The sequence below is a fragment of the Streptomyces sp. NPDC048612 genome (assembly GCF_043199295.1).
Taxonomy (GTDB): domain Bacteria; phylum Actinomycetota; class Actinomycetes; order Streptomycetales; family Streptomycetaceae; genus Streptomyces.
In genome coordinates this window covers 135017-161582 of the sequence record NZ_JBICVV010000015.1, presented here as the reverse complement: position 1 = coordinate 161582, position 26566 = coordinate 135017, and the positions used below count along the sequence as shown (strand labels likewise).

Annotated in this window: 23 protein-coding genes and 2 tRNA genes; 3 read left to right on the top strand and 22 right to left on the bottom strand. The window is 72.5% G+C overall.

Annotation, left to right across the window (positions count from 1 at the left end):
- Positions 1–50: 50 nt before the first annotated feature.
- Positions 51–2009, bottom strand: coding sequence for a protease pro-enzyme activation domain-containing protein (locus ACGFN2_RS22985; RefSeq protein ID WP_393363267.1), 1959 nt, complete (start codon positions 2007–2009; stop codon positions 51–53).
- Positions 2010–2367: 358 nt separating this feature from the next.
- Positions 2368–2440 (bottom strand) — tRNA-Ala (locus ACGFN2_RS22980).
- 154 nt (positions 2441–2594) lie between these two features.
- On the opposite strand from ACGFN2_RS22980, the gene ACGFN2_RS22975 reads away from it, so the two are divergent.
- On the top strand, positions 2595–3935 hold the full coding sequence (locus tag ACGFN2_RS22975) for a glycosyltransferase 87 family protein (RefSeq protein WP_362606847.1): 1341 nt from the start codon (positions 2595–2597) through the stop codon (positions 3933–3935).
- A gap of 213 nt (positions 3936–4148) precedes the next feature.
- Here ACGFN2_RS22975 and ACGFN2_RS22970 read toward each other — a convergent pair whose 3' ends face one another.
- The 9 genes from ACGFN2_RS22970 to ACGFN2_RS22930 all read right to left on the bottom strand — a co-directional run bounded on the left by ACGFN2_RS22970 (position 4149) and on the right by ACGFN2_RS22930 (position 9298).
- Complete coding sequence (locus ACGFN2_RS22970) at positions 4149–4382, bottom strand: hypothetical protein (RefSeq protein ID WP_362606849.1); 234 nt, start codon at positions 4380–4382, stop codon at positions 4149–4151.
- A gap of 3 nt (positions 4383–4385) precedes the next feature.
- Entirely contained in the window at positions 4386–4625 is a 240-nt protein-coding gene (locus ACGFN2_RS22965; RefSeq protein ID WP_362606957.1) for a hypothetical protein, read from the bottom strand.
- Positions 4626–4834: 209 nt separating this feature from the next.
- Positions 4835–4907: transfer RNA gene (locus tag ACGFN2_RS22960), tRNA-Ala, on the bottom strand.
- 112 nt (positions 4908–5019) lie between these two features.
- Positions 5020–5673, bottom strand: a complete 654-nt coding sequence (locus ACGFN2_RS22955) for a histidine phosphatase family protein (RefSeq protein WP_362606948.1) — start codon at positions 5671–5673, stop codon at positions 5020–5022.
- On the bottom strand, positions 5670–6104 hold the full coding sequence (rsfS, locus tag ACGFN2_RS22950; protein ID WP_362606851.1) for a ribosome silencing factor: 435 nt from the start codon (positions 6102–6104) through the stop codon (positions 5670–5672). The genes ACGFN2_RS22955 and rsfS overlap by 4 nt, the downstream gene beginning before the upstream one ends.
- 259 nt (positions 6105–6363) lie before the next feature.
- Positions 6364–8178, bottom strand: coding sequence for a LytR C-terminal domain-containing protein (locus tag ACGFN2_RS22945; protein WP_393363262.1), 1815 nt, complete (start codon positions 8176–8178; stop codon positions 6364–6366).
- 24 nt (positions 8179–8202) lie between these two features.
- Entirely contained in the window at positions 8203–8814 is a 612-nt protein-coding gene (gene nadD / locus ACGFN2_RS22940; protein WP_362606855.1) for a nicotinate-nucleotide adenylyltransferase, read from the bottom strand.
- Between the two features lie 52 nt (positions 8815–8866).
- Positions 8867–9028, bottom strand: coding sequence for a hypothetical protein (locus ACGFN2_RS22935; protein ID WP_018088238.1), 162 nt, complete (start codon positions 9026–9028; stop codon positions 8867–8869).
- A 120-nt stretch (positions 9029–9148) separates the two neighbouring features.
- Positions 9149–9298, bottom strand: coding sequence for a hypothetical protein (locus ACGFN2_RS22930; RefSeq protein WP_393363257.1), 150 nt, complete (start codon positions 9296–9298; stop codon positions 9149–9151).
- A gap of 150 nt (positions 9299–9448) precedes the next feature.
- Here ACGFN2_RS22930 and ACGFN2_RS22925 point away from each other — a divergent pair, with 150 nt between their 5' ends.
- Complete coding sequence (locus ACGFN2_RS22925) at positions 9449–10531, top strand: M48 family metallopeptidase (protein WP_362606861.1); 1083 nt, start codon at positions 9449–9451, stop codon at positions 10529–10531.
- A 20-nt stretch (positions 10532–10551) separates the two neighbouring features.
- Here the strand turns inward: ACGFN2_RS22925 and ACGFN2_RS22920 are convergent, their stop codons facing one another.
- The 5 genes from ACGFN2_RS22920 to proB all read right to left on the bottom strand — a co-directional run bounded on the left by ACGFN2_RS22920 (position 10552) and on the right by proB (position 15661).
- Positions 10552–11664, bottom strand: a complete 1113-nt coding sequence (locus ACGFN2_RS22920; protein WP_393363254.1) for a hypothetical protein — start codon at positions 11662–11664, stop codon at positions 10552–10554.
- A 107-nt stretch (positions 11665–11771) separates the two neighbouring features.
- Complete coding sequence (locus ACGFN2_RS22915) at positions 11772–12431, bottom strand: hypothetical protein (RefSeq protein WP_362606866.1); 660 nt, start codon at positions 12429–12431, stop codon at positions 11772–11774.
- Positions 12432–12492: 61 nt separating this feature from the next.
- Positions 12493–13761 (bottom strand): glutamate-5-semialdehyde dehydrogenase, encoded by a 1269-nt coding sequence (locus tag ACGFN2_RS22910; protein ID WP_362606869.1) that lies wholly within the window; start codon positions 13759–13761, stop codon positions 12493–12495.
- Between the two features lie 72 nt (positions 13762–13833).
- A complete protein-coding gene (locus tag ACGFN2_RS22905) occupies positions 13834–14328 on the bottom strand; it encodes a hypothetical protein (protein WP_393363251.1) in 495 nt (164 codons plus the stop codon).
- A 235-nt stretch (positions 14329–14563) separates the two neighbouring features.
- Complete coding sequence (gene proB, locus ACGFN2_RS22900; protein ID WP_362606951.1) at positions 14564–15661, bottom strand: glutamate 5-kinase; 1098 nt, start codon at positions 15659–15661, stop codon at positions 14564–14566.
- Between the two features lie 456 nt (positions 15662–16117).
- Here proB and ACGFN2_RS22895 point away from each other — a divergent pair, with 456 nt between their 5' ends.
- Positions 16118–18205, top strand: coding sequence for a hypothetical protein (locus ACGFN2_RS22895; protein WP_362606874.1), 2088 nt, complete (start codon positions 16118–16120; stop codon positions 18203–18205).
- Between the two features lie 123 nt (positions 18206–18328).
- Here ACGFN2_RS22895 and obgE read toward each other — a convergent pair whose 3' ends face one another.
- From obgE to ACGFN2_RS22865, 6 genes are all read right to left on the bottom strand, one after another.
- Entirely contained in the window at positions 18329–19765 is a 1437-nt protein-coding gene (gene obgE, locus ACGFN2_RS22890) for a GTPase ObgE (protein WP_362606877.1), read from the bottom strand.
- Positions 19766–19951: 186 nt separating this feature from the next.
- Positions 19952–20209: a 50S ribosomal protein L27 gene (gene rpmA / locus ACGFN2_RS22885; RefSeq protein WP_018088248.1), complete on the bottom strand. Its 258-nt coding sequence runs from the start codon at positions 20207–20209 to the stop codon at positions 19952–19954.
- A gap of 14 nt (positions 20210–20223) precedes the next feature.
- Positions 20224–20544: a 50S ribosomal protein L21 gene (gene rplU, locus ACGFN2_RS22880; protein ID WP_006605648.1), complete on the bottom strand. Its 321-nt coding sequence runs from the start codon at positions 20542–20544 to the stop codon at positions 20224–20226.
- 279 nt (positions 20545–20823) lie between these two features.
- Positions 20824–24600, bottom strand: coding sequence for a ribonuclease E/G (locus ACGFN2_RS22875; protein WP_393363248.1), 3777 nt, complete (start codon positions 24598–24600; stop codon positions 20824–20826).
- A 217-nt stretch (positions 24601–24817) separates the two neighbouring features.
- Positions 24818–25618, bottom strand: coding sequence for a TIGR03936 family radical SAM-associated protein (locus tag ACGFN2_RS22870; protein WP_393363245.1), 801 nt, complete (start codon positions 25616–25618; stop codon positions 24818–24820).
- Positions 25619–25666: 48 nt separating this feature from the next.
- On the bottom strand, positions 25667–26566 hold a 900-nt coding region (locus ACGFN2_RS22865; protein WP_393363242.1), incomplete at its 5' end, for a hypothetical protein.

Sequence of the window (26566 nt, the reverse complement as noted above, 5' to 3'; positions counted from 1 at the left end):
CCTCCTGCCGCCGCACCACCGGGCGGCGGAGGCTGCGGCGCGCCCTGGCCTCAGGGGCGGTAGGAGCTCACATAGCCGGCGCCCGGGGTGCCCACGCCGGTGACGTCGTCGTAGCCGACCACCGCGCGCAGGGAGCTGTCCTTGCCCAGGCTGCGCAGCGAGGTCGTGGTGCCCTTGCTCGCGTCGGTGCCGTTGACGTAGTCGACACGGACGACCGCCAGGTCGCGGCCCGCGCCGAGCGGGTGGTCGGTGACGTCGTGGTAGGCGCCGGTGCCGTAGCGCTGGTAGATGCCGGGGTTGGCGAAGCCGACGGCGACGCCGTGCCGGGCCTGCTGGGCGAGCGCCTGGACGCCCGCGATCACGGGGGCGGCCAGTGAGGTGCCGCCGATGCGGTACTCGTCGTAGCCGGGCTTTCCGTCCGGCAGAGTCTGGGTCTGGCCGACCAGGAAGCCGGTGTTGGGGTCGGCGACCGCGGCGATGTCCGGCACGGTGCGCTTCGCGCCGCCGCCGTTCGCCTTCGCGAGTCCGTCGGGAACGACTCCGCGCTGGTAGAAGGGCTGCGCGACGGTCTTGCTGGTGCCGCCGCCGGCGCCGCCGTTGTAGGCGCCGGGGAAGCCGGTCCAGTCGTTGCCGTCCTTGGAGAGCACCGCCTTCCGGGTGCCCCAGCCGGTCTCCCACTGGTAGGCGTCGTGCTTGCCGACGGCCAGGGAGGTGCCGCCGACGGCGGTCACCCAGGCGGAGTTCGCGGGGGTGTCGACCTGCTTGGTGCCGGTGTTGTCGACCTCGTCACCGTTGTCGCCGGAGGAGAAGTAGAAGCCGATGCCCTGGACCGCGCCCTGCTGGAAAATCTGGTCGTAGGCGGCGGCCACGTCCGGGGTCTCGTTCGCCTCGATGTCGCCCCAGGAGTTGGAGACGATGTCGGCGAGGTGCCCGTCGACGATCTTGCCGAGGGAGTCGAGCAGATCGTCGTCCATGCAGGAGGCGCCGCCGACGTAGACGATGTCGGCGTCGGGGGCGACGGCGTGGACGGCCTCGACGTCGAGGGTCTCCTCGCCGTACCAGCCGGCCGCGCCGCACTCCTCGACGTGCGTGTAGTCCTCGGGGAGGACCTGGGAGAGCTGGCCCCGGCGGTAGCGGGGATCGCCGTTGCGGGCGGCGTAGGTGTCCGCGTCCTTGGCGATGGTCGGCGAGGCGTAGGCGTCGGTGATCGCGACGGTGACGTTCTTGCCGGTCCACTTCTTCGCCCCGTAGGCGGCGCGGAGCTGCTTGCCGGTGTAGCCCTTGACCGCGTACGGCGCCTTGTGCCCGTAGGCGGACGGCAGCGACGTGTCGGTACGGGAGCCGTAGTATGAGGAGAACGGGCCGGCGTTGCGGAAGACGCCCTCCGGCGGCGGCAGTTCGCTGGAGTGGTGCCTGGCCAGGCGCGGCGCGTTGTCCAGCCCGGTGACCGTCAGCACCGCACCGGCCAGGGAACCGGGCGCGGAGGCGGTGGCCGACGGGGCGTGGTAAGTGTGCCCGCCCTTGCGGTAGTTGTGCAGGTCGGTGGCGAAGGCGCGCTCGGCGGCGGCCGCGTCGCCCCTGACCGTCAGATAGCGGTTGGTGGTGCCGGTGACCTTCAGGCCGGACTTCTTCAGCCAGTCGGTCACCTGGGCTATCTGGTGGTGCGTGGCGCCGTAGCGGGCACGCACCTGCGCGGGGCTGAGGTATTTCCCGTACGTGGCGGAGTGCGGGTCGGACACGGCGCGGGCGTGGGCCGCGAGGCCCTTGGCGTCGCGGCCGGCCAGGTAGACGCGGGCGGTGACGGCCGTGGAGGCGGCGGTGGCGCCCTGGTCGGCCTGCCGGGTGGCCCATCCGGGCTTGGTGCCCTGCAGGGCGTGCCGGCCGCCGTCGTGGCCCGCGGCGTCGGCGGCGGGTGCGCCGAGCGCGAGCGCGCCGGCGACCAACGGCAGCGTCGCTGCCCAGGCCAGGCCGGCCCGGGCGCGCGGTGATCTGGTGCGGCTTGCTCTCATGTGACCCCCTGAGTGGCGAAGCGGTGCGCTGCGGGGTGCCGCGCTGCGCGGCGTGCCGGTGCGCGGCACCGCACGAGCGGTGGAGGCGTGAGATGTCACGCTCACGCGATGCGCCACTCTTTCGGTGAACCGTTCATGTCAGGGACATGCGATCACCAAGATGAGCCCAAGGAACGACAAGGACTGGTCAGGAATGGGCACGAAGCGGACGACCAACGCGTCATGACGGAAGCACCCCTGACCGGCCATCAGGGCGGACCCGGAGGAACTCCCCGCCGAGCACGACCCCCGGGGCACCCGGTCCGCACACGCACGACGAAGCAGGCCGCCCGTATCGGACGACCTGCTCCGTTCACTGTGGAGCTAAGGAGAATTGAACTCCTGACCTCCTGCATGCCATGCAGGCGCTCTACCAACTGAGCTATAGCCCCGTGTTCTGTTTTTCCGCCCGGTTCCCCGCTGCGGCATCGCCTACATTACACGGACCTCCCCGGCTTTCGCCAAATCGTTCTGCCGGGGCCCTCCGGTGCGACGCGCGGTACTGTCGGCGGCCTGTGCCCGATACGTCCTGGGGAGTCGTACGCCGTGACCGCGCTGGAGCTGGAGCAGTCCGCCGACGCCGGCGGCACCCGCCCCGGCGGCGGCCTCGTCCGCCGGCACCCGACCCTCGCGGCGGCCCTCGGCTGCCTGGTCTCCTTCGCCGTCTTCTGGACCGTGCAGCGCCTGCTGCACGTGACGATGATCGACCTCATGGTCTACCGCGCCGAGGGCTTCACCGTCCGCAACGGCGCGTCCCTCTACGACATGGTGGCGACCTCCGCGCACCTGCCCAACACCTACCCACCCTTCGCCGCCCTGCTGTTCACCCCGCTCACCCTGCTCGGCGTCCCAGAGATGCGCACCCTCGCCACCGCCGGCAACCTGCTGCTGCTCGTCGGCGTCGTCCACCTCTCGCTGCGGCTGGCCGGCCTGCCCCGGCGGCTGCCCCGGCCCGCCGCGGCCTTCGCGGTCTCCGCGCTGGTGGTGTGGTGCGAGCCGGTCTGGACGACGCTGCGCTACGGGCAGATCAACCTGCTGATCGCCGTGCTGGTGCTGTGGGACCTCACCCGCAGGGACAGCCGGCGGCTCGCGGGGACCGGCATCGGGATCGCGGCCGGCATCAAGCTCACCCCGGCGCTGTTCGCGGTGTTCCTCGCGCTGGCCGGCCTCGTGCGCGCCGGGCAGCTGCTCCGCTCCGGCTCGGGGCTCCGCGCCGCCTGGAACCCCTGGCTGCGGCAGGCCACCGTCGCCACCGCCACCTTCCTGGCCACCGCGCTGCTCTCCGCCCTCGTGCTGCCCCGTGACTCCTACCGCTTCTGGACCGAGACCGTGTACGCCGCCGACCGGGTCGGTGAGGTGGAGATCACCGCGAACCAGTCGCTGCGCGGTGTCCTCGCCCGGCTGCTGCACACCCACGACCCGGGCACCTCCTGGGCCGTGGCCGCCGGTCTGACCGGGGTGATCGGGCTGGCGCTGGCGGTCGGGGCGCTGCTGCGCGGGCAGCGCGCCTGGGCGGCCGTCGCCTGCGCGGCGACCGCGCTCCTGGTCAGCCCGATCTCGTGGTCCCACCACTGGGTGTGGTGCGTACCGATGCTGGTCCTGCTCGGCTCCGAGGCGCTGCACCGGAGCGGCACCGCGGCCCGCCGCCGGTGGGTGGCGACCGGCGCACTGGGGCTGCTCTTCTGCTCGTTCGCGCTGTGGTGGGTGCCGCACCGCTGGCACCAGCACGAGGAGCTGCACCAGAACGGCCTGCAGATGCTGCTCTCCGCCGGCTATCCGCTCGCCGGCCTCGCGCTGCTGGCGCTCACCGGGGCCCGGCTGTGGCGGCTCAGAGGGGTGGCACGGAGCGCCGCACGCCCGTCCGGCGACGCCGGCAGCGGTGGCTGAACCGTGCGCCCGCACGGCGGAATTGCACGGGAACGGTCCCCTCTCCGCCACAACGTCCGCTCCGCCGACGGAAGTTCCGCCCTGACCGGAGCCGTCAGAAACCGCCCGGAGTTGCCCGGAGTTGCCCCGAACCGTACGCGGCACACGCCCGCCTGAGGCGGCGTCAAGGGGAAGGCCGGCTCGTTCGCCGGCTCTTGGGGCGCGGCGGCCCGCTCAGGACGTGGCGAACGAGTAGAAACGCTTCAGCGTGCAGTGTTCGTCCAGCAGTCGCCCGTAGATCGGCTCCCCGTCGAGCTCCCGGTAGGTCTCGATGGGGTCGCCTTTTATGACCAGGGCGCGGGCGCATTCCTCGCACCAGTACTGGTAGTCCGTGTTGACGGGTTCCATGTCCCGGACGATCGGCGTACCGCTGCCGCACCAGTCACATTTCCTGCTGTGGGCGCCCATCCATCAGCTCCAACTGTGGCCGCAGGCCGTACAAACGAAGGAAACGCCCCCGTTGTCGCCCAGCACCTGCGCGACATGGGAGGAGCCGCACGAGGGGCACTGCAGGGCAGTGCCGTCGCTGCTGCACACGGGGCCGTCAACGGGGCAGGTGAAACGGAGCGCGTACTCCGGGAGCCAGTCATAGCCCTGCGCCTCGGCCACTTCGAGCAGGTCGTTGACCTCCTCGAGGATGCTCGTGGGCATCGCGATCTCTCCTCCCCTGCCGGCGCCGTCCGATTCTGCCACGGACCGGGGGCCGGGTCAGGCCCGCCTTTCGCGCCACCCTGGCCGACGACAGTTGCCCACCGCCACCCGGCGGGCGCCCCGTACGGGCCGGGGCGCCCGGCCCGTACGACAGCCCGTACAACGCAGAAGATCCCGCCTCCGCGAGGGAGACGGGATCATCCGGGTTGTGGAGCTAAGGAGAATTGAACTCCTGACCTCCTGCATGCCATGCAGGCGCTCTACCAACTGAGCTATAGCCCCGGGTCTTGTTCCGCTCCTCCGGGTTTCCCCCGGCGGCGCCGCGAACAAGAAGAACTTTAGCCTGCGACCTGCCCAGATGTGAAATCCGGTCGGCCGGGGCCGCCCGGCGGGCTCAGTCGTCGTCGCCGAGCACCGGCTCCGGCAGGGTGCCGGCGTTGTGTTCCATCAGGCGCCAGCCGCGCGCGCCCTCGCCCAGCACGGACCAGCAGCAGTTCGACAGACCGCCCAGGCCCTCCCAGTGGTGGGCCTCCAGGCCGAGCAGCCGCCCGATGGTGGTGCGGATCGTGCCGCCGTGGCTGACCACGACCAGGGTGCCGTTCTCGGGAAGCTTGTCGGCGTGGTTGAGGACGACCGGGGCGGCCCGGTCGGCGACCTCGGTCTCCAGCTCGCCGCCGCCGCGGCGCACCGGCTCCCCGCGCTTCCAGGCGGTGTACTGCTCGCCGTACTGCGCGAGGATCTCGTCGTGCGTCAGCCCCTGCCAGGAGCCCGCGTAGGTCTCCCGCAGGGCCGCGTCATGCGTCACCTCGAGCCGGGTGAGCGCGGCCAGCTCGCCCGCCGTCGCCGCGGCCCGGCGCAGGTCGGAGGCGACGATGGCGTCCGGGCTCAGGGCGGCGAGCAGCCGGGCGGCGCGCCGCGCCTGGGCGACGCCCGCCTCGGTCAGCTCGATGTCCGTCGAGCCCTGGAAACGGCGCTCCAGATTCCAGGCGGTCTGGCCGTGGCGCCAGAGGACGATGCGGCGACCCTGGCCGCTCTTGGTGGCGTTCAGAGCAGCTCACCGTCCTGTTCGCCGGCCGTGGCCTCGGCGTGCGCGGCGGCCTTGCCGCGGGTGGCCTTGGCCTCCTCGGGGAGGTCGATCTCGGGGCAGTCCTTCCACAGGCGCTCGAGCGCGTAGAAGACGCGCTCCTCGCTGTGCTGGACGTGCACCACGATGTCGACGTAGTCGAGCAGCACCCAGCGGGCCTCGCGGTCGCCCTCGCGGCGGACCGGCTTGGCGCCGAGGTCCTTGTTGAGGCGTTCCTCGATCTCGTCGACGATCGACTTGACCTGGCGGTCGCTGGGCGCCGAGGCCAGCAGGAAGGCGTCGGTGATCGAGAGGACGTCACTGACGTCGTACGCGATGATGTCGTGCGCGAGCTTGTCGGCGGCGGCCTGGGCGGCGGCGTTGATGAGCTCGATGGAGCGGTCCGTGGCGGTCACAAGCGGCTTTCCGGTTCGAGGGCAGCCTCTCCGGCCGGGCAGGGGCGCCGGCGCGCTGCGGAACCGCGGTGCGCGCCGCAGTCCCCATGGGCAACCGGATCGGCGGTCAGGTACCCCTCAAGGGTCTCACGGACCGCCGACACTCCCGGCTGTGTTTCCGGACCCACCGGCCGGTTCCGGTGTCCGGGCCGGTCAGCGCCGGGGCCGGGCCGCCGGGGACGCCGCCGGTGGCGGCCGGGAGCCCGGCGCGTCCGGCCCGTCAGCCCTTGTAGTCCCGCCCCAGCACCACGGTGATGTCGGCGTTCGAGGCGCCCTTGCCCTGCCGGACCGCACCGGCCGGCAGCCCCAGTGTCTTGGCGACCTCCGCCGCCTTCGTCTTCTGGGCGGCGTCCGCGTAGGTGATCCGGGACGCGGCGGCCGCACCGGCGGCGCCGTCGTCGACGAAGGTGTAGCCGCCGTTGAGCAGCGCCACCTGCGCCTTGCCGGTGGCGGCCCGGTTGCCGGTGGCGTTACGGACCGCGACCCGGGCGGTCGCGTCGGGGGTGGTCTTCTTGACCGTGCCGCCGAGCACGTCCTTGACCACGCGTGCCGAGGTGGTCGGGCTGAGCGTCCCGTTCGCCTGCACGGGCAGCAGGGTGGTCCGGTAGGCGCCGGTCTTCGCCAGCTCCGCCCGCTGCGCCAGCGAGCTGCCCAGCTGGGCCTCGGTGAGCGGCGGGTCCAGCACCTGGAGCAGGGTCTTCACCGTGGTGGTGGCGCCGTCGGCGTCGCTGGAGACCTTCTTCAGGGTCGCCTGCATGACCTGGCCGAACCGCTGGAGCTGCTTGGTCTGGGGCTCGCCCGGCCCCAGGTAGGTGGCGTAGGCGACGGCGGCCTGTCCGCTGAGGTCCTGGGCGCTGCCCTGTTTGACGACCGGGGAGGCGCCCTTCTTGGCGCCGGGGACGGTGGCGTCGGTGTCGAGGGTGATCCCGCCGACCGTCTCGACCAGGTTCTCCAGGTACGGGGTGTCCAGCCGCCAGCTGGCCTTGAGGTCGGCACCCAGGAGGCTGTTGAGGGAGTCCCGGGTCGGCTCGGTGCCCTCGTCCTTGACGGACTTGCCGAGCGTCGTGGTGGTGCCGTCGTCCTTGGAGACGAGGAGGCTGTTGGGCAGCAGGACGGTGGTGCCCTTGTCGGTGGTCTCGTTGTCCACCAGCAGCGCCGTCGAGCTGTTCCCCGACGTGGTGTCCCGCAGATGGACGACGAGGACGTCGCGCTTCTGCCCGGCGCCCGCGGCGGCCGCATCAGCCCCCGGAGCGGCCACGCCCGGCAGCTTGCCCGCCCACCAGAGATAGCCGACACCGCCGGCGGCCAGCAGGGCCAGCACCACCGACAGCGCGACGATCCGGCTGCGGCCGCGCCGCTTGGCCTCCTCGCGCCGCTCGGTGCGGCTCTCGGTGAACTTCAGCCAGTCGATGACGTCTTCGGAGTCCTCGTCCGGCTCCTCTATGAAGGAGAACTGCTCGGTGCGGTACTCGGGACCGCCGTCGGCGGGCGCGGCGGGACGGCCCGCGGCGTCCGGCCCGTCGGTGTCGTCGGGGGCGCGGCGCTGCGCCGGCGGCCGGGGCGGGCCGTCCTGGCGCTGCGGTGCGGGCTCCTCGTAACGGGACGGCTCCCCGTAGGGCTGCTCGTACGGGGACTGCTGGGCCTGCTGCGGAATCCAGTCCTGCTGGTGCTGCGGGTCCTGCTGGGCGGGGCCGTACGGGTCGTACTGCTGCGGATAGCCGGGCTGTGCCGGTGCCTGCCCGCTCCCGTAGGCGTCGTAGCCGTACTCCTGCTGCGCCTGGTAGGGCGGCCGGCCGGCCTGGTGGTCCTGGGCGGTCTGGCCGCCGTAGGGGTCGTAGCCCTGGTAGGCGGTGGCGGCGGCCTGCTGCCCGTACGGGTCGTAGTGCTGCTCGTACGACGGCTGTGCGGCGTCGTGGTACACCGGCTGCCCGTAGGCGTCGTAGGTGTAGCCCGACTGCTGCCCGTGCCGCTCCTGGGCATACGGGTCGTGGGCATACGGGTCCTGCGGCCCGTACGCGTCCTGTCGGTCGCTCACCGGTGCCCCTTTCCGTCAGCCCCGTCAGCGGTCGTTGCGGTACAGCTCTTTTTTGTCGATGTAGCGCACCACACCGTCCGGCACCAGGTACCAGACCGGTTCCCCCTGGGCGACGCGCGCCCGGCAGTCGGTCGAGGAGATGGCCAGCGCCGGCACCTCGACCAGGGACACCGCTCCCTCGGGCAGCCCGGGGTCCGCGAGGACGTGGCCGGGCCTGGTCACCCCGATGAAGTGGGCGAGTGACACCAGCTCCGCGGCATCGTGCCAGGTCAGGATCTGGCTGAGCGCGTCGGCACCGGTGATGAAGAACAGATCCGCGTCACGGTGCTCGGTCCGCAGATCACGCAGCGTGTCTATCGTGTACGTCTTGCCGCCGCGGTCGATGTCGATCCGGCTGACGGAGAACTGCGGGTTCGACGCGGTCGCGATGACCGTCATCAGATACCGGTCCTCGGCCGGGGACACCGTCTTGTGGCTCTTCTGCCACGGCTGTCCCGTCGGCACGAAGATGACCTCGTCGAGGTGGAACTGGCTGGCCACCTCGCTGGCGGCGACCAGGTGTCCGTGGTGGATCGGGTCGAACGTCCCGCCCATCACTCCGAGTCGCCGCTTCACGGGCCCTGTGTGCTCTCCCATGCGTGCAGACCCTACTGGGCGCCGCGCGATGCCGGGGGCCGGGTGCCGGGGCTCAGCGGTCCCGGTTGAAACGGGTGGTGATCCAGAGCAGGAGGAGCAGGATAAAAAGGGCGCCGCCGCCGGTCACGAAGGGGCTGAGGCTGGCGTGACCGCCCTCGTGCCCGGGTTCGGCGGCGAGGGTGGCCAGGGACTGTGCGGTGGTGTGCAGGCTCATCGTCGGCAGGACCAATCCGGGCTGGGGTCGGGCGGAGACTTCCACCACATCGTAAGCGGCGGCTCACCGTGGGCCCACGGCGACTCCGTCCGGACCCGCCCCGCGGCGGCCGGCGGAGGGTCAGTCCCGGCCGTAGCCGCGCAGCAGGAACCAGGCGAGCAGGGCGGCGCCCACCACTCCGCCGATGATCACCGTGCGCAGAATCCATCCGGGTCCGGCGTCCCTGGCGGTCTCCTGGGCCGCGGCGAGCAGCAGGTTCGGATACGGCATGACGAGGCGCTCCTCTGGTACGGCCGGGTGGTCATGTGTCCGGGCCCGTGCGGGTATTGGTGCGATCGCCAGCGTACGCCCGAGCATCCATTCGTCTGTCGGTGGCGTCCTCTAGTCTGAACGCACGCAGTCGAACAGGGGGAGGCCCCAATGACGGAGAGCCCAGGCGGCAGCGCAAACGTACCGAGCCGGGACCGGCGGCGGTTCCCCGGCATCTCGTCGCGGGCGTACGAGCACCCGGCGGACCGCTCGGCGCTGGTGGCGCTGCGCAAGCTGAGCGGGTTCGACACCGTCTTCAAGACGCTCAGCGGCTTGTTGCCGGAGCGCAGCCTGCGGCTGCTGTTCCTGTCGGACTCGGTACGGGTGAGCGACCAGCAGTTCGCGCACCTCAACGCCATGTTGCGCGATGCCTGCTACATCCTGGACCTGGAGAAGGTCCCGCCGATGTATGTGAACCAGGACCCGCAGCCCAACGCCATGTGCATCGGTCTCGACGAGCCGATCATCGTGGTGACGACCGGCCTGGTCGAGCTGCTGGACGAGGAGGAGATGCGGGCGGTCGTCGGCCACGAGGTCGGCCACGCACTGTCCGGTCACGCGGTGTACCGCACGATCCTGCTGTTCCTGACGAACCTGGCGACGAAGGTCGCCTGGATTCCTCTGGGCAACGTCGCGATCATGGCGATCGTGACGGCACTGCGCGAGTGGTTCCGCAAGTCGGAGCTGTCGGCCGACCGCGCCGGGCTGCTGGTCGGACAGGATCTGCAGGCCTCGATGCGCGGTCTGATGAAGCTGGCCGGCGGCAATCACCTCCACGAGATGAATGTCGACGCCTTCCTGAAGCAGGCGGACGAGTACGAGTCGGGCGGCGATCTGCGCGACTCCGTGCTGAAGATCCTCAACCTGCTGCCGCGCAGCCACCCGTTCACCACCGTGCGGGCGGCCGAGCTCAAGAAGTGGGCGGCCGGCCGCGACTACCAGCGGATCATGGACGGCCACTACCCGCGCCGGGACGAGGACAAGGACACCTCGGTCTCCGACTCGTTCCGGGACTCCGCCGCCCACTACGCCGACTCGATGCGCAACAGCAAGGACCCGCTGATGGGCCTGGTGCGCGACATCGCGGGCGGCGCGGGCGACCTGGGCGGCAAGCTGCGCGACACGGTCTTCCGCGGCGGCTCGCGTCCCGACGGCCAGGGCGGCGCCAACGGAAGCGGCGGAACGGGCTCCTAGGGGTCGCCCCGGGACTCTTCCTAGCGCATCGGACGGCTCGGCTTCGGCTGGGCGGAGGGTGCCAGCTCGCCGCAGAGGGAGGGGTTGACGCGGTCCCTGGCGTAGGGGTCGGTGCCCGAGGGCCGGTCACTGCCGGCGTGCTGTCCCGCGAACAGCGGGCGCAGCGCGTCGGCCGGCTTCGAGGAGCAGGCCAGCGGCCCCGCCTGCAGGCTGCTCTGCAGCACCTCCAGGCGGTGGTCGCTGAGGTTCTCGCGGGTCAGCCGGAAGTGCACCTCACGGCGGACGGTGACCAGCGAGGCGGCGCCCGCCGTCGGCTTGCCGCCGTCCGCGTGCGGTGCGCCGGGCGCGGGCCGCACCGCGTAGACGAAGGTGTAGTCGGCGGTCACATCGAGGGCGTCCGGGCTCAACTCCGAGGCGGCCAGTGTGCCGTTGACCCGTACGTCCCGGTCGGCGAGCCGGGTCTGGCGCGGGTCGAAGCGGATCAGCCAGCCGGTCGCGGCGTCGTGGCCGTTGTCGTCCGGGTGCGCCATGCTCCGGTCGAACTGGTCGAGTTGGCGGGTGTCGAGCAGCAGCCGCACCGGCCGTACGGAGCCGCCGGTGAGGGTGTCCGGGTCCAGCGAGGAGCGGACGAGGTAGTCCTTCGCGATGGTCAGCGCGGAGACGATCTGCCCGTCGGAGAAGTGCTCGGTGCGGGTGACGGCGGGCAGGTTCACGCCCTCCGCGCCGAGCCGGTAGTTCGCCGCGGGGCTGTGTGCGAAGAGGTCGTCCGGGGTCGCGCCCGGCACCTTCCCGGCCGGCGCCAGCGGCACCACGGCGGACCGCAGCGCCTGCGCCCGGACCGTCTCCGGCGTCTTGTACGGGTGCCGTACGCCCATGTAGACGGCGGTGCCGAAGGCGAGCACGATCAGCAGCACCAGCAGGATGGCCTGCCGGGAGCCGCCGAGGCGCCGCCAGGCGTGCCGGGTCTTGACGGCGGGCGAGTGGTGCTCGCCGAGCCGCTCGTCCGCGGAGAATTCCTGCAGCCGCGCAGCCCGAACAAACGATTCGTCGAAGACGACGGATCGGTATTCGTCCTCACCGCCTCCCGGGGCGCCGTTGGGCGTCCCTTCCGGAGGGTCACCAGGCCCGGTCATACAACAAGAGTAGGTCTGCCGGGGCGAACGTAAACGCGGGGGCGCCGGGCAACTTCACCGGGCAATACGGTTTCAGGCGTCCGATTTGCGGGAAGTGTGCCGCGCCGTCAGTGCTGCCTGGGCACCGCCGAGAACGAGGGCCGCGGAGCCTCCGCGGAGGGCGGCGACGGGAGGCCGGGGCGCGCCGTACGGGCCCCGTCCGGACCGCCCGTGACCGGGGCGTCCACGCCGCTGGAGGCGGGTGCCGGAGCCGGGTTCTGGGGTCGCCCGGAGGAGCCCCGGTAGACGGCGCTGAAGGCCAGCGCGACCAGTCCGATCCCCATCACCACGGCCAGCACCCAGGCGACCGGCCGGTGCCAGCGGGTGCCGCCGCGGTACGGACGCAGCGCTCCGCCGTAGGGGCCATACGGGTCATGCGGCGGATAGTCGCCGTACTCCCCGTCGTCGTACTCTCCGTAATCGGCGTAGCCGTCGTAGTCGTCGGGCTCACGGCCGCGGCGACGGCGGCGGGGGCCGGTCTCGTCCACGTCGTCGCCGTCGGGGCCGAAGCCGGGTCCGGAGCGGGCCGCCTCGGCCTCCGCGCGTGCCTCGGCGGCGGCCAGCATCCGCTCGACCGCCGAGGGCTCGTGAATACGGGCGGACCGGACGAATTCCTCGTCGAAGACCACGGAGGCGAATTCTTCGTCCGCCTTTCCGTGGCTCCCGTGGTGGTGCTCGTCGGGCTCTTCACCGTCCGGGAACGGCTTGCCCCCCACGTCGTCCGGCACCCGTCCAGGTTAGCCCCGGCCGGTCGTTTTGGGCAGGGAGAACGGGGAATCCGGGGGACCTTCAGCGGGTGTGGCCGTCGCCCGTGACGATGTACTTCGTGGACGTCAGTTCCGGCAGTCCCATGGGGCCGCGGGCGTGCAGCTTCTGCGTCGAGATGCCGATCTCCGCACCGAAGCCGAACTCGCCGCCGTCGGTGAAACGGGTGGAGGCGTTGACCGCGACGGTGGTGGAATCGACCAACTGGGTGAAACGGCGGGCGGCGGCCTGCGAGGTGGTGACGATGGCCTCGGTGTGGCCGGAGGTCCAGCGCCGGATGTGCGCCACCGCCGCGTCCAGGTCGGGCACCACGGCGGCCGCGATGTCGTACGAGAGGTACTCCGTCGCCCAGTCCTCGTCGGTGGCGGGGGCCACCAGTCCGGGGCCGGCCTGCTGCCAGGCGGCGTCGCCGTGCACGATCACACCGGCCTGGGTCAGCGCCTCCAGGGCGCGCGGCAGGAACTTCTCGGCGATCCCGGCGTGCACCAGCACCGTCTCGGCGGAGTTGCAGACGCTGGGCCGCTGGGCCTTGGAGTTGACGAGGATGTCGACGGCCATGTCGAGGTCGGCGGCCTCGTCGACGTAGACGTGGCAGTTGCCGGTGCCGGTCTCGATCACCGGGACGGTGGACTCCTCGACGACCGTACGGATCAGCGAGGCGCCGCCGCGCGGGATCAGCACATCGACCAGACCGCGGGCACGCATCAGCTCGCGCACCGAGTCGCGGCTCTCCCCCGGCACCAGCTGCACCGCGTCGGCGGGCAGCCCGGCGCTCTGGACGGCGTCGCGCAGCACCTCCACCAGGGCGCTGTTGGAGGCGTACGCGGACGACGAGCCGCGCAGCAGCACGGCGTTGCCGGACTTCAGGCACAGGGCCGCGGCGTCCACCGTCACATTGGGCCGGGCCTCGTAGATGATCCCGATCACGCCGAGCGGGACCCGGACCTGCCGTAGGTCGAGGCCGTTGGGCAGGGTCGAGCCGCGCACGACCTCGCCGACCGGGTCGGGCAGCGCCACGACCTGGCGGACGTCGGCGGCGATGGCCGCGATCCGCTCGGGGGTGAGGGTGAGCCGGTCCACGATCGACTCGGCGGTGCCGGCCGCCCGCGCCTTGGCGGTGTCCTGGGCGTTGGCGGTGACGATCGCGTCGGTCCGCTCCACCAGGGCGTCGGCGATGGCGAGCAGCGCTGCGTCACGGGCCGTACGCGGCAGTGGCGCCAGGACGGCGGCTGCCTCCCGCGCGCGGCGGGCGGTCTCGAGGACGGGCGAGGAGTGCGGTGCGCTGCTGGTCATGGCCGCAGCCTAGCGGGGTGGCGGGGCGTGGCCACGCCATATCTCACAGCGCGGGACGCGGACGGCCGGTGGTCAGAACGGGTGGACGCCGATCGGGGAGGCCGGCGGCGGACCGTAGCCCTCCGCGAGGCGCTGGTGGTAGGTCCCGCGGTCGATGACCTCCAGGCCGACGATCTCCCAGGGCGGCAGCTTGGCCGTCGAGCGGTGCTCGCCCCACAGTCGCAGGGCGACCGCCGCGGCGTCGTGCAGGTCCCGCGCCTCCTCCCAGTAGCGGATCTCGGCGTGGTCGTTGGCGTAGCGGCTGGTCAGCAGGAACGGATGGTCGTGGGCGAGCTGCTCCAGGGCCCGCCGGACCTCCTTCAGCGGGGCCTCGGCGCCCGCGACGCTGAGGGTGATGTGCCACAGGCGGGACACCTCCCGGCGGCCGCCCTCCGGGGCGGGCCTGTCGGCGCCGTCACGCTCCGCGGCCGGTGCGTCCGGCCGGCCGGTGTCCTCGCCGGTTCCGACGCTGGTCAGGGTGCGCTCCGCCGTCCCTCGGGGCGGTGACCCCGGTCGCCCTCGTCTCACCGGCGGCCTCCTGTGATGAGAATCGCTCCGTCCCGGGGGCGCGGAGCCGTCGTACATCGGCGGGTGCGCGTGCGCGCTGCGGGCGCCGCTCCCCTCCGGCGTCCCGCAACAAAGTTGACCAGCCCGCGGCCCGTCGCGGGGGCGTTTTCACCAAGGTCCCCATGGAAAGGCCGGTCCGTGCACCGGGACGGTGGGGCGGTTTTCGGCCGCCGCGGGGCACGGCCGTGGACGGCCGTCAGTGATGCAGCAGCACCAGGTCGTCGCGGTGCACGACCTCCCGCTCATAGGCGGGGCCCAGCTCGCGGGCGAGATCGCGGGTCGAACGGCCAATCAAACGGGGGATTTCCCTGGCATCGAAATTGACCAGGCCACGGGCGACCGCGTGGCCCCCGCCGTCCCGCAGCTCCACCGGGTCACCGGCGGAGAACTCGCCCTCCACTGCGGCGATCCCGGCGGGCAGCAGCGAGGAGCGGCGCTCCACGACGGCCCGCACCGCCCCGTCGTCCAGCACGAGCGCCCCGCGCGGTGTGGAGGCGTGGGCGAGCCACAGCAGCCGGTCGGCGGAGCGGCGGCCGGTGCGCAGGAAGTGGGTGCCGGTCGAGCCGCCGGCCAGCGCCTCGGCGGCGTGCACGGCGGAGGTCAGGACGACCGGGATGCCGGCCGCGGCCGCGATCCGGGCCGCCTCGACCTTGGTGACCATGCCGCCGGTGCCGACGCCGGCCTTGCCGGCGCTGCCGATGGAGACGCCCGCCAGGTCCTCCGGCCCGCCGACCTCGGCTATCCGGGAGGTGCCGGGGGTGGCCGGATCGCCGTCGTAGAGGCCGTCCACGTCGGAGAGCAGGATCAGCAGGTCGGCGCGGACGAGATGGGCGACCAGGGCCGCCAGTCGGTCGTTGTCGCCGAAGCGGATCTCGTCGGTGGCGACGGTGTCGTTCTCGTTCACGATCGGTACCGCGCCCATGGCCAGCAGCTGGTCGAGGGTCCGGTAGGCGTTGCGGTAGTGGGCCCGGCGGCTGGTGTCGTCGGAGGTCAGCAGGACCTGGCCGACGCGGCGGCCGTAGCGGGCGAAGGAGGCGGTGTAGCGGGCGACCAGCAGGCCCTGGCCGACGCTGGCGGCGGCCTGCTGCCGGGCCAGGTCACGGGGCCTCTTGTCGAGTCCCAGGGGCGCCAGACCGGCCGCGATGGCGCCGGAGGAGACCAGCACGATCTCCTTGTCCTGGTGCTTGGCCAGCACGTTCACCAGCGCGTCGACCCGGTCCGCGTCCAGTCCCCCCGCGGCCGTGGTCAGCGAGGACGAGCCGACCTTCACCACGATCCGGCGGGCGTCCTTCACGTCCTGCCTTGCGCCTGCCACCTGCGTACCCCTGTGTTCGCCGTTCCCACCGCCGCACGGGGAGCGCTGTTCGCCCCGCACCACGGCCCTACGGGCGCAATCTACGGCAGTACGGACCACGGGCGCTCCGTGATATCGCCTGGCGGACGCCGCGTGAGACCCGCCACGCCGGTTCACGGGCACGCGGAAGCGACCCGCACAATGGAGGCCGCGTCCCCCGTTCGCCCCCGTACCCACGAGGTTTCCCTAAGAGGGAAGCCGGGGCCGGCGGGTTGCGTTCGATTGATCCGCTTTCGCGGTGATGAGAGCCACAGCAGATTGTCACCGGGGCCAACAAGGTCATACGGTCGGGTGTCCATCGGTCCCGTATCGCCGCTCCGGCGGCGTCGCAGCGCGGGACCCGGCCGCCCCCCTCGGCCTCCCTCTGACCTTTCGTGCTGCCAGGAGCCCTCCCCCGTGCCTTCCGCCGGAATCGTCCCCCGCCGAGCCGTACAGCTCGCGGCCCTCTTCGCGATGATGGTCGCCTTCACCGCGCAGCTCCTCGGAGCGCTGCTGCCCGTCATCCCGCTGTTCATCGCCGCATCCGTGGTCAACCTGGGTCTCGACCTGGTCCTCCAGCACAAGCAGCCCGGCCTGCTCGCGGTGCTCGGCCGGATTCGGTTCGACGTCACGGTGCGCCAGTTGCTGCGCGACATGCTGATACTGGTCGGCCTGCTGCACATCGACGGCATCAACCCGCTGGAGGAGCAGGCGCCGCTCACCATCACGCTGCTCCTCTTCTACGGCACCCACTTCGTGTGCCAGGCGGTCGCGGTGCTGGTCCGCCGGACCCGCAGCATGCCGTTCGTCACCCGCAACATCGACGCGAGCGCGCTGCGCCTGTGCGACGCGCCGCCGCGCATCCTCTCCCGCCAGACGGGCCGCCGTCTGCTGCGCTTCTCGGTGCCGACCACCACCGGCATGATGCTCACCGCGATCACCACCGACGCGTACTGGGGCGGCATCGGCCTCGCCGTCTCCCTGGCCCTGTCCGCCGGCGGCACCCTCTACCTGGGCACCTGGCTGCTGCCCAAGCACCGGGTGGCCAGTGAGAAGCAGGCGCTGGAGTGGCTGGACAACTGGCTGGCGGAGTACCGCCCGACGGTCGGTATGTACTTCTCCGGCGGCGCCTCCTCCGCCTACCAGGCCAACATGTGGCTGAGCACCCTCGCCGACCTGGACGGCAACCCGATCATCGTGCTGCGCGAGCGCTTCATGGTGCAGAAGATCGAGGCCACCGACATCCCGATCGTGTGCATCCCGAAGGTCGCCAACCTGATGCGCCTGGAGCACTCCGCGCTCAAGGTGCTGCTGCACCCGGCGAACTCCGGCAAGACCTCGCAGATCCTGCGCATCCCGTCCATCAAGCACGCCTTCATCAACCACGGCGAGAGCGACAAGCTGTCCTCCTGCAACCCGTACGCGAAGGCGTACGACGAGGTCTGGGTGGCGGGCCCGGCGGCCCGTGACCGCTACCAGCTCGCCGACATCGGCGTCGAGGACAAGGACGTCATCGAGGTCGGCCGCCCGCAACTGGCGCCGATCCGGCCGCAGTCGGGCGCCCCGGCCGGCCGGCTGACGACCGTGCTGTACGCCCCGACCTGGGAGGGCTGGGACGGCAACCCGGGCAACACCTCGGTGATCCTGGCGGGCGAGAACATCGTCCGCGAGCTGCTCGCCGACGAGAACGTGCGGCTGCTGTACAAGCCGCACCCGATGACCGGTTCCGTGGACCCGCGTGCGGGCGCCGCCAACACCCGCATCCAGGCGATGATCAACGAGGCGAACGCCCGGCGCGGTGGAGAGCGGCCCGGCGCGGAGGCCGCCGCCGAACTGGCCCGCCGTACCGAGGAGCTGAACGCGCTGACCACCTCCGCGTTCCGCAAGAGCGCGGACGAGCTGGAGCGGATGCGGCTGCAGGGCACCCCGCAGGAGGGCCGCGCCGCCGCCGTCGCGGCGGCCGTCACCGCCTGGGAGGAGGCGTACTGGAACTCCTTCCCGGAGTGGGAGCACCGCGTCATCACCACCGCCCGCCCCGGCATCTTCAGCTGCTTCAACCAGGCCGACGTACTGGTCAGCGATGTCTCCAGCGTCGTCTCCGACTACCTGACGAGCGAGAAGCCGTACGCGGTCGCCAACACCTCGGGGATGAGCGAGGACGACTTCCGGGCGAACTTCCCGACCGTGCGGGCGGCGACGATCCTCACGCCGGACGCGGCACAGGTCGCCGGTCTCCTCGACGCGGTCCGCGACCCGGAGCAGGACACCCTGGCCGCGGAGCGGGCCGAGCTGAAGGAGCACCTGCTGGGCCCCTCGGACCCGCCGTCGTCGGTCCGCTTCAACCAGGCCGCGCTGGCGCTGGGCACCAAGGCCGACGAGCGCCGCGTCCGGATGGAGAACCGGCTGTCCGGTATCCCCGGCCAGCGCTCGCAGGAGGACGCGGACACCGCCGAAACGGCCGGGGACCCGGCCAACGGCACCACGGACGCCACCGCCGGCGTCTGAGCCCGCAGCGGGCCGCCACAGCGGCACACACACGGGGAAGGCCCCGGGAGGATCTCCTCCCGGGGCCTTCCCCGTTTCCGTACCGCGTTGTCCGTACCGCCGGGCGGCCCCGGCGGCGCGGCCTCAGAAGGGCTTGAAGCGCTCGTACTCCTCGGCGGCCTCGTCCCGCTCCGCGTCGCGGTCCCGGCGGCGCTGGGCGGCCGGGCGGGGCGCCTCCAGACGGTGGTCCTCACCGCGGCGGCCGAGCATCTCCGCACCGGCTGCCATGGTCGGCTCCCAGTCGAAGACGACCGCGTTGTCCTCGGGGCCGATCGCCACGCCGTCCATGGCGCGGGCGCCCGCCTTGAGCAGCGCGTCCTCGACACCGAGGCGGTTGAGCCGGTCAGCGAGGTAGCCGACGGCCTCGTCGTTGTTGAAGTCGGTCTGGTGCACCCAGCGTTCGGGCTTCTCGCCGCGGACGCGGTAGAAGCCCTCGCCCTCCTGCGTCACCGTGAAGCCGGCGTCGTCCACGGCCTGCGGCCGGATCACGATCCGGGTGGCCTCCTGGACCGGCTTGGCGGCGCGGGCCTTCGCGACGATGTCGGCGAGGGCGTACGACAGCTCCTTGAGGCCCTGGTGGGCGACGGCCGAGACCTCGAAGACGCGGTAGCCGCGCTCCTCCAGGTCGGGGCGGATCATGTCGGCGAGGTCCTGGCCGTCGGGGATGTCGACCTTGTTGAGGACGACCACCCGCGGCCGGTTCTCCAGGCCGCCGTACTGGCCCAGTTCCGCCTCGATGGCGTCCAGGTCGGAGACCGGGTCACGGTCCGACTCCAGGGTCGCGGTGTCGAGCACGTGCACCAGCACCTCGCAGCGCTCGACGTGGCGCAGGAACTCCAGGCCCAGGCCCTTGCCCTGGCTGGCGCCCGGGATGAGCCCCGGCACGTCGGCGATGGTGTAGACGGTCGAACCGCTGGTCACCACACCGAGGTTGGGCACCAGCGTCGTGAAGGGGTAGTCCGCGATCTTCGGCTTGGCGGCGGAGAGCACCGAGATCAGCGAGGACTTGCCGGCGCTCGGGTAGCCGACCAGCGCCACGTCGGCGACGGTCTTCAGCTCCAGCACGATGTCGCGGCCCTCGCCGGGCTCGCCGAGCAGCGCGAAGCCGGGGGCCTTGCGGCGGGCGGAGGCGAGCGCGGCGTTGCCGAGGCCGCCCCGGCCGCCCTGGCCCGCGACGAAGGTGGTGCCCCGGCCGACCATGTCGGCGAGGACCTCGCCGTTCCCGTCGAGCACGACCGTGCCGTCCGGGACGGGCAGGACCAGGTCCTGGCCGTTCTTGCCCTCACGGTTGTCGCCGGCGCCGGGCTGGCCGTTGGTGGCCTTGCGGTGCGGGTGGTGGTGGTAGTCGAGGAGGGTGGTGACGTCCGGGTCGACGACCAGGATCACATCGCCGCCACGGCCGCCGTTGCCGCCGTCCGGGCCGCCGAGCGGCTTGAACTTCTCACGGTGAACGGAGGCACAGCCGTGGCCTCCGCTACCCGCGGCGACGTGCAGCTCGACGCGGTCCACGAAGGTGGTCATGGTGGGGGTGCCTCCAGATAACTGCGGGGTGTCGCGGCCGGGCGCGGGGGCGCCGTACCGCGGATGTCTCTCTTACTGCGGTGTTTCTCTGACAACGCCCAAGGGCGGACCGGCCTTCCCGCTCTCGCGGGAAAGGCGGTCCGCCCTCGGAATGCTGCGATGCGTGGAACTACGTCCGGGCCGGAATTATTCGGCGACCGGGACGATGTTCACGACCTTGCGGCCACGGTGGGTGCCGAACTGCACCGCACCGGCAGCAAGGGCGAACAGGGTGTCGTCGCCACCGCGGCCGACGCCCGTGCCCGGGTGGAAGTGGGTGCCACGCTGGCGGACCAGGATCTCACCGGCGAGGACGGCCTGACCGCCGAAGCGCTTCACGCCGAGCCGCTGAGCATTGGAATCGCGACCGTTCCGAGTGGACGATGCGCCCTTCTTATGTGCCATGTCTCCTCAGTCCCTTACTTCGCCGGAGCGTCGATGCCGGTGATCTTCAGCGCCGTGTGGAGCTGGCGGTGGCCGATCCGCTTCTTGTAACCGGTCTTGTTCTTGTACTTCTGAATCCGGATCTTGTCGCCCTTGTGGTGGTCCACGACCTCACCCTGGACCTTCACGCCGGCCAGGACCCACGGGTCGCTGGTGACGGAGTCGCCGTCAACGACCAGCAGCGTGGAGAGCTCGACGGTGTCGCCGACCTTGCTGGTGGAAATGCGGTCAACCTCGATGACGTCGCCAACAGCAACCTTCTGCTGGCGCCCGCCGGTGCGCACGATCGCGTACACGCGGAACTCTCTTTCGCTAGAAACGGGTCCTCTGATGCCAGCCGCTCACACGGGCGCGGGATGGGGCCCGTGAAATCCGAGTGGATGAGCGGCCTCCCTCGGCGGACCGAGAGGTGTTTGCTCAGGGGTTTGGTGTCTTAGACACCGACGGTCAAGGTTACGGGGCCTTGACCAGGGGGTCAAACCGGCCCCGGACCACCTGGGTCCGGGGCGCGGCCTGCGTGCTCGGTCCTCCGTGGAGGAGAGCCCGGTGCGCGCACCGGGCTCCGCGGGTGCGGCTTACGCCGCGCCCTCCGCCTGTGCCACCGCGGGCTCCTCGGCGGCAGCGGTCTTCTTGGCCGCCGCCTTCTTCGTCGTCGCCTTCTTCGTGGTGGTCTTCTTCGCCGTGGCCTTCTTGGCGGTGGTGGTCTTCTTCGCCGCCGCCTTCTTGGCCGTGGTCTTCTTCGCCGTGGTCTTCTTGGCCGCGGCCTTCTTCGTGGTCGCCTTCTTCGCGGTCTTCTTGGCCGCGGGCTCCTCCGCTCCGGCCTCGGCCTCCTCGGCCGGCGCCGGCTCGGTGGCCGGCTCCGCCGCCGGGGCGGTGATCACGACGGTCGCCGCGGAGTCGTCGGAGACCTCCGGGGCGGTCACCCGGCGGGTCACCCGGCGGCGCGGACGGGCCGGCGCGGGCTCCGGCTCCGCGGCCGGCGCCTCGGCGGCCGGCTCCGGGGCGGGCTCCGGCTCCGGTGCCGAAACCGGCTCGGCGGGCACCACGATCTCGGCGGCCTCCTCGGTCGCCTTGGGGGCACCGGCCGGCGCGGACACCTTCCGGCTCGCCCGGCGGCGGCCACGGCCCCGCCCGGCTGCCGCCTCGGCCTCGGCCGGGCTGCTGAACCACTCGTCGGCCTCGGCCACCGCGGGCTGCAGCTCGGCCTCCGTCACGGTGACGGGCTCCAGCTCCGGCGCGGTCTCCGGCGCCGGCTGGGCCGCCTCGGCCTCCTGGACCTGCGGCTCGGACGGTGCGCCCTTGCCCTTCTTCTTGCGCTTGCCACCGCCGCCGGCCGCCGTCGGCTGGTCCATGTGGACGATCACGCCACGGCTGTTGCAGTGCACACACGGCTCGGAGAAGGACTCCAGCAGGCCCTGGCCGACCCGCTTACGGGTCATCTGGACCAGGCCCAGCGAGGTGACCTCGGCGACCTGGTGCTTGGTCCGGTCCCGGCCCAGGCACTCCAGCAGACGCCGCAGCACCAGATCCCGGTTGGACTCCAGCACCATGTCGATGAAGTCGATCACGATGATGCCGCCCAGGTCGCGCAGCCGCAGCTGGCGCACGATCTCCTCGGCCGCCTCCAGGTTGTTCCTGGTGACCGTCTCCTCCAGGTTGCCGCCCTGGCCGGTGAACTTGCCGGTGTTGACGTCGACCACGACCATCGCCTCGGTCCGGTCGATCACCAGCGAACCGCCGCTGGGCAGCCAGACCTTGCGGTCCAGCGCCTTCATCAGCTGCTCGTCGATGCGGTACGTCGCGAAGACGTCGACGTCCGAGGTCCACTTCTGGAGCCGGTCGACGAGGTCCGGGGCGACGTGCCCGACATAGCCGTGGATGGTCTCCCAGGCGTCGTCACCGCTGACGATGACCTTGGAGAAGTCCTCGTTGAAGATGTCGCGGACGACCCGGACGGTCATGTCCGGCTCGCCGTAGAGCAGGGTCGGCGCGCTGGAGCTGTTGCTCTTGGCCTTCTTCTGGATCTCTTCCCACTGGGCCTGCAGCCGCTGGACGTCGCGCGCCAGCTCCTCCTCGCTCGCACCCTCCGCCGCGGTGCGCACGATGACGCCCGCGTCCTCGGGAACGATCTTCTTGAGGATCTGCTTCAGCCGCGCCCGCTCGGTGTCGGGCAGCTTGCGGCTGATACCGGTCATCGAGCCCTCGGGCACATAGACCAGGTAGCGGCCGGGGAGCGAGACCTGGCTGGTGAGCCGGGCGCCCTTGTGGCCGATCGGGTCCTTGGTGACCTGCACCAGCACGGACTGGCCGGACTTCAGCGCGGTCTCGATGCGGCGCGGGCCGTTGGCCATGCCCAGCGCCTCGAAGTTGACCTCACCGGCGTACAGCACGGCGTTGCGGCCCTTGCCGATGTCGACGAACGCGGCCTCCATCGACGGCAGGACGTTCTGCACCTTGCCGAGGTAGACGTTGCCGACGTACGAGGTCGCCTGCTCCTTGTTGACGAAGTGCTCGACGAGCACGTTGTCCTCAAGGACGCCGATCTGGGTGCGCTCACCGCTCTGGCGGACGACCATGACCCGCTCGACGGCCTCGCGGCGCGCCAGGAACTCCGCCTCGGTGATGATCGGCACCCGGCGGCGGCCCTGCTCACGCCCCTCGCGGCGGCGCTGCTTCTTGGCCTCCAGACGCGTCGACCCCTTGATCGACTGCACCTCGTCGGCGCTGGTGCCCTCGTCCTTCTTCCGGGGCTCCCGGACCTTGACGACCGTGCGCTCCGGGTCGTCGCCGTTGCCGGCCTCGCCCTCGACGCCCTCACCGGTACGGCGGCGACGGCGACGGCGACGGCGGCTGCTGCTGGAACCGCCGGCCGACGACTCCTCGGCCTCCTCCTGGTCCGGCTGCCCGGCGTGGTCCTCGGCGTCCTCGGACTCCGCCTCGGCGTCCCGCTCGTCGGCGGTCTGCTCGTCGGCGCCCTCGGCGGACTCACCGCGACGACGGCGGCGGCCGCCACGGCGGCGGCGGCGCGAGGGGCGCTCGGCGGACTCGTCCTCGCCCTGGCCGTTCTCGGCCGGCTCGGTCTCCGGCTCGGCCGCGGCTTCCTCGGCCGCCGGCTCCTCGGCCGGGGCGGCGGACACCTGCTCGGGGCCGTCCGGGGCGCCACGGCGGCGACGGCGGCGCGAACCCGTGGCGGGCTGCTCCTCCACGGCCGGCTCGGCGGGGGTCTCGTCCTGGCGGGCCGCGGCGGCAGCGGCGGCTGCGGTCTCCGGCGTCTGGAACATCGGCTCGGTGAAGACCGGCGGCTGGAAGACGGCGGTCGGGGGCCGCTGCGCACGGCGGCGGCCGCGCGGCGGCTCCTCCGCCGCGGGCTCCTCCTCGGCACGGGGTGCCTCGGCGGCCGGCTCCGCGGCACGCTCACCACGGCGGCGGGCCCGGCGGCGGGGCGCCTCGGCGCTCTTGTCCTCGGCGCTCTTGTCCTCAGCGGCCGGGGCCTCCGAGGGCTCCGCCGCGGGCTCCTCGGCCGCCTGCGGGGTCTCCGAGGGGGCGGTGGTCTTACGGGTGGCGCGGCGACGGGTCCGGGCGGGCTTGGCGTCCTCAGCGGGCGCGGGGGCCGCTTCCTCGGCGACCGGAGCGGCCGGTGCAGTGCTCTCGGCCGCGGTCACGGTCTCCTCGACGGCGCTCGCCTGGGGGGAGCCGGCCGGGGCGGTGGCCTTACGGGTGGCGCGGCGGCGGCCGCGGCGCGGCGCGGCGTCCTCGTCCTGCGGCGCCTCGGCGGGCGTCTCCATGACGGCGGCCGGGGCCTCGGCGGCGGGGGCGGCGGGCGCCTCGGCGGCCACCGGCTCCGGGGCGGTCACGGGCTCCGGGGAACCGGCCGGGGCGGTCACCTTGCGGGTGGCGCGGCGGCGGCCGCGGCGCGGCGCGGCCTCCTCGTCCTGCGGCGCCTCGGCGGGCGCCGCCACGACGGCGGCCGGGGCCTCGGCGGTTTCCTCGGTGGTTTCCTCTGCAGCCGGGGCCTCCGCCTCACCGGAATCCGGCTGCGGGGCACCGGCCGGAGCGGTGACCTTACGCGTGGCGCGGCGGCGGGTACGGGCCGGCTTGGCCTCGTCGCCGGTGGTCACCGCGGCGGCGGTGGTCTCCTCGGCCAGGGCCGGATCGGCCACGGCCGGGGCGGTGGTCTCGGTGCTCACCACCGCGGCCTCGGCGGCACCGGCCGACGGCGGACCGGCCGGCCGGGAGGCCGCGCGGCGCCTGCGGCGCGGCGGCAGCGTGTCACTGGGTGAGTGGTTGTCGTTGTCGGCGGCACCGCGATCCTGGGAATGCGTGGATCGGGTGGGCTCAATGGGCTCGAGCATGCGGGCGGTTCTCCCGTCACGCTCCCGGGCGCCGCGCCTGATTCCGGCCGCGGTCCGCGTGATGAGCGCGGTCCCGCTCCGGGGCGCGGGCGCCGCACGGGAGCTGTCGTCTCGCTCGTCGGCCCCGGTTGGGCGGGACCGGCGAAAGTCTCCTGGTCAGTGCGTCTGCCGGACCGGGGTGGCTCCCTGGCTGATCGGCGACGCGACGACGGCGGTCCTACGCAGTACCGTCCCCGGCTGCCGGGGAGGCCCCACTCGTCGCCTTCGCGGCACTCAGCCCGGCGGCCGTGGGTGGGGCGGCCGTGGCAGCGTCGCGGTCGGGCGCAAGCGGGTCGGTCACCGCGCCGGTCTCCTCATCGAGCAGCCCCTGCGCCAGCCTGGTCACCGCAGCGGGGACCGGCGGCGCCAGGTCGGCCGTAGCTCGGAGGCCGGACAGGACGTCGTCGGGTCGAACGGCAGGTGTCAGATGCCGAACAACCAGCCGCAGTATCGCACAGGCTTTGCCGTCGGGCCTATCGCTCTCGCCACCGGCGACCTCCAGACGCGTCACCGCGGCCCGTGCGTCGAAGGTCCGCATGCCGCTTTTCGTACGGCGCTCGACCTGTACCTCGTCCGCGGCGAGGAACGCCTCGACGGCGCGCCCCGCCACCTCCGGCGCGACCCCGTCGAGCCGGATCTCCCACACCGAGGCCTCCAGCCGGTCGGCCAGGCCGCTGGTGCGGGACTCGACGGCGTCGGTCACGTCCAGCCCGTCCGGCAGCGACGCGTCGAGGAGTTCGCGCAGCTTGCCGGGGTCGCGGTGCTCGGCGAGCTGGATCTCCAGATACTCGGCCTCGCTGCCCGTACCGGTCGGGGCGGCGTTGGCGTACGACACCTTGGGGTGCGGGGTGAAGCCCGCCGAATAGGCCATGGGGACCTCGGCGCGGCGCAGCGCCCGCTCGAAAGCGCGCTGGAAGTCGCGGTGGCTGGTGAACCGGAGGCGGCCGCGCTTGGTGTAGCGCAGTCGGATGCGCTGCACCGCCGGTGCGGGCGGCGGGCCTTCGGGCTGTCGCTTGCCCAGTGTCGTTCAGTCCTTCGTGAGTGCGGTCGTACTGCTACCAAGAGTACGTGCCCCGGACGTCCCCGGTTCCCGCCGGGGCGGACCGGCGGCGGCCCGCTGCGGCTCACGGGGCGCGCCGAACAGGGCGCGCCGCAGCTCCCTGCGGGTCTGCCGCACCGTCTCGCGGGCGGTGCGCAGCGCCTGCCGGACCGGGCGCCAGATGCCGTCGCGGAGGACGTGGCCGAGTGGGGTGAGGACGGTGCGGTACACCCAGCGCACCGGCTTGACGACGAGCCACCGCAGCACCGCACCGAGGAACCGGCCGATGGCGCGGGAGATCATCCCGGCGACCCGCCAGCAGTGTCCGAACGCCGCCACGGTCTCGCGGACGAGGACCGTCACCACGGTGACCAGCGCCTGCCCGGCCGGCCGCAGTACGTAGCGCCAGAGGGCGGCCAGCGGCACGATCACGGTCCACCGGACGAGGGCGGCGAGCACGGCGCCGAGTCCCCGTACCAGCCAGGCGATCCCGCGCCCGAGGGGTGTCAGCACGGCCGCGTACAGCCATTGAGCGGGCACCACCACCAAGTACCGCACCAGCCACGCCACCACCACAACAGCCGCCCGGCCCACCGGCGCCAGCACATACCGCCACAACGCCACCCACGGCCACACGAACAACGCCCTGCCCAACCACCCCAGCACCAGCCCCAACCCCCGCACCAGCCAGGCGATCCCCCGCCCCACCGGCGCCAGCACCGCCGCGTACAGCCATTGGGCCGGCACCACCACCAGATACCGCACCAACCACGCCACCACCACAACAACCCCGCGGCCCACCGGCGCCAGCACATACCGCCACAACGCCACCCACGGCCACACGAACAACGCCCTGCCCAACCACCCCAGCACCAGCCCCAACCCCCG

Bases quoted from the DNA above. Each gene is read 5' to 3' on its own strand.
- ACGFN2_RS22985 (WP_393363267.1), bottom strand. From the start codon at position 2,009: ATGAGAGCAAGCCGCACCAGATCACCGCGCGCCCGGGCCGGCCTGGCC.
- obgE (WP_362606877.1), bottom strand. From the start codon at position 19,765: ATGACCACCTTCGTGGACCGCGTCGAGCTGCACGTCGCCGCGGGTAGC.
- ACGFN2_RS22920 (WP_393363254.1), bottom strand. From the start codon at position 11,664: ATGACCGGGCCTGGTGACCCTCCGGAAGGGACGCCCAACGGCGCCCCG.
- ACGFN2_RS22935 (WP_018088238.1), bottom strand. From the start codon at position 9,028: ATGAGCCTGCACACCACCGCACAGTCCCTGGCCACCCTCGCCGCCGAA.
- ACGFN2_RS22910 (WP_362606869.1), bottom strand. From the start codon at position 13,761: ATGACCAGCAGCGCACCGCACTCCTCGCCCGTCCTCGAGACCGCCCGC.
- rpmA (WP_018088248.1), bottom strand. From the start codon at position 20,209: ATGGCACATAAGAAGGGCGCATCGTCCACTCGGAACGGTCGCGATTCC.
- ACGFN2_RS22875 (WP_393363248.1), bottom strand. From the start codon at position 24,600: ATGCTCGAGCCCATTGAGCCCACCCGATCCACGCATTCCCAGGATCGC.
- ACGFN2_RS22970 (WP_362606849.1), bottom strand. From the start codon at position 4,382: ATGGGCGCCCACAGCAGGAAATGTGACTGGTGCGGCAGCGGTACGCCG.
- ACGFN2_RS22965 (WP_362606957.1), bottom strand. From the start codon at position 4,625: ATGCCCACGAGCATCCTCGAGGAGGTCAACGACCTGCTCGAAGTGGCC.
- ACGFN2_RS22925 (WP_362606861.1), top strand. From the start codon at position 9,449: ATGACGGAGAGCCCAGGCGGCAGCGCAAACGTACCGAGCCGGGACCGG.
- ACGFN2_RS22930 (WP_393363257.1), bottom strand. From the start codon at position 9,298: ATGCCGTATCCGAACCTGCTGCTCGCCGCGGCCCAGGAGACCGCCAGG.
- nadD (WP_362606855.1), bottom strand. From the start codon at position 8,814: ATGGGAGAGCACACAGGGCCCGTGAAGCGGCGACTCGGAGTGATGGGC.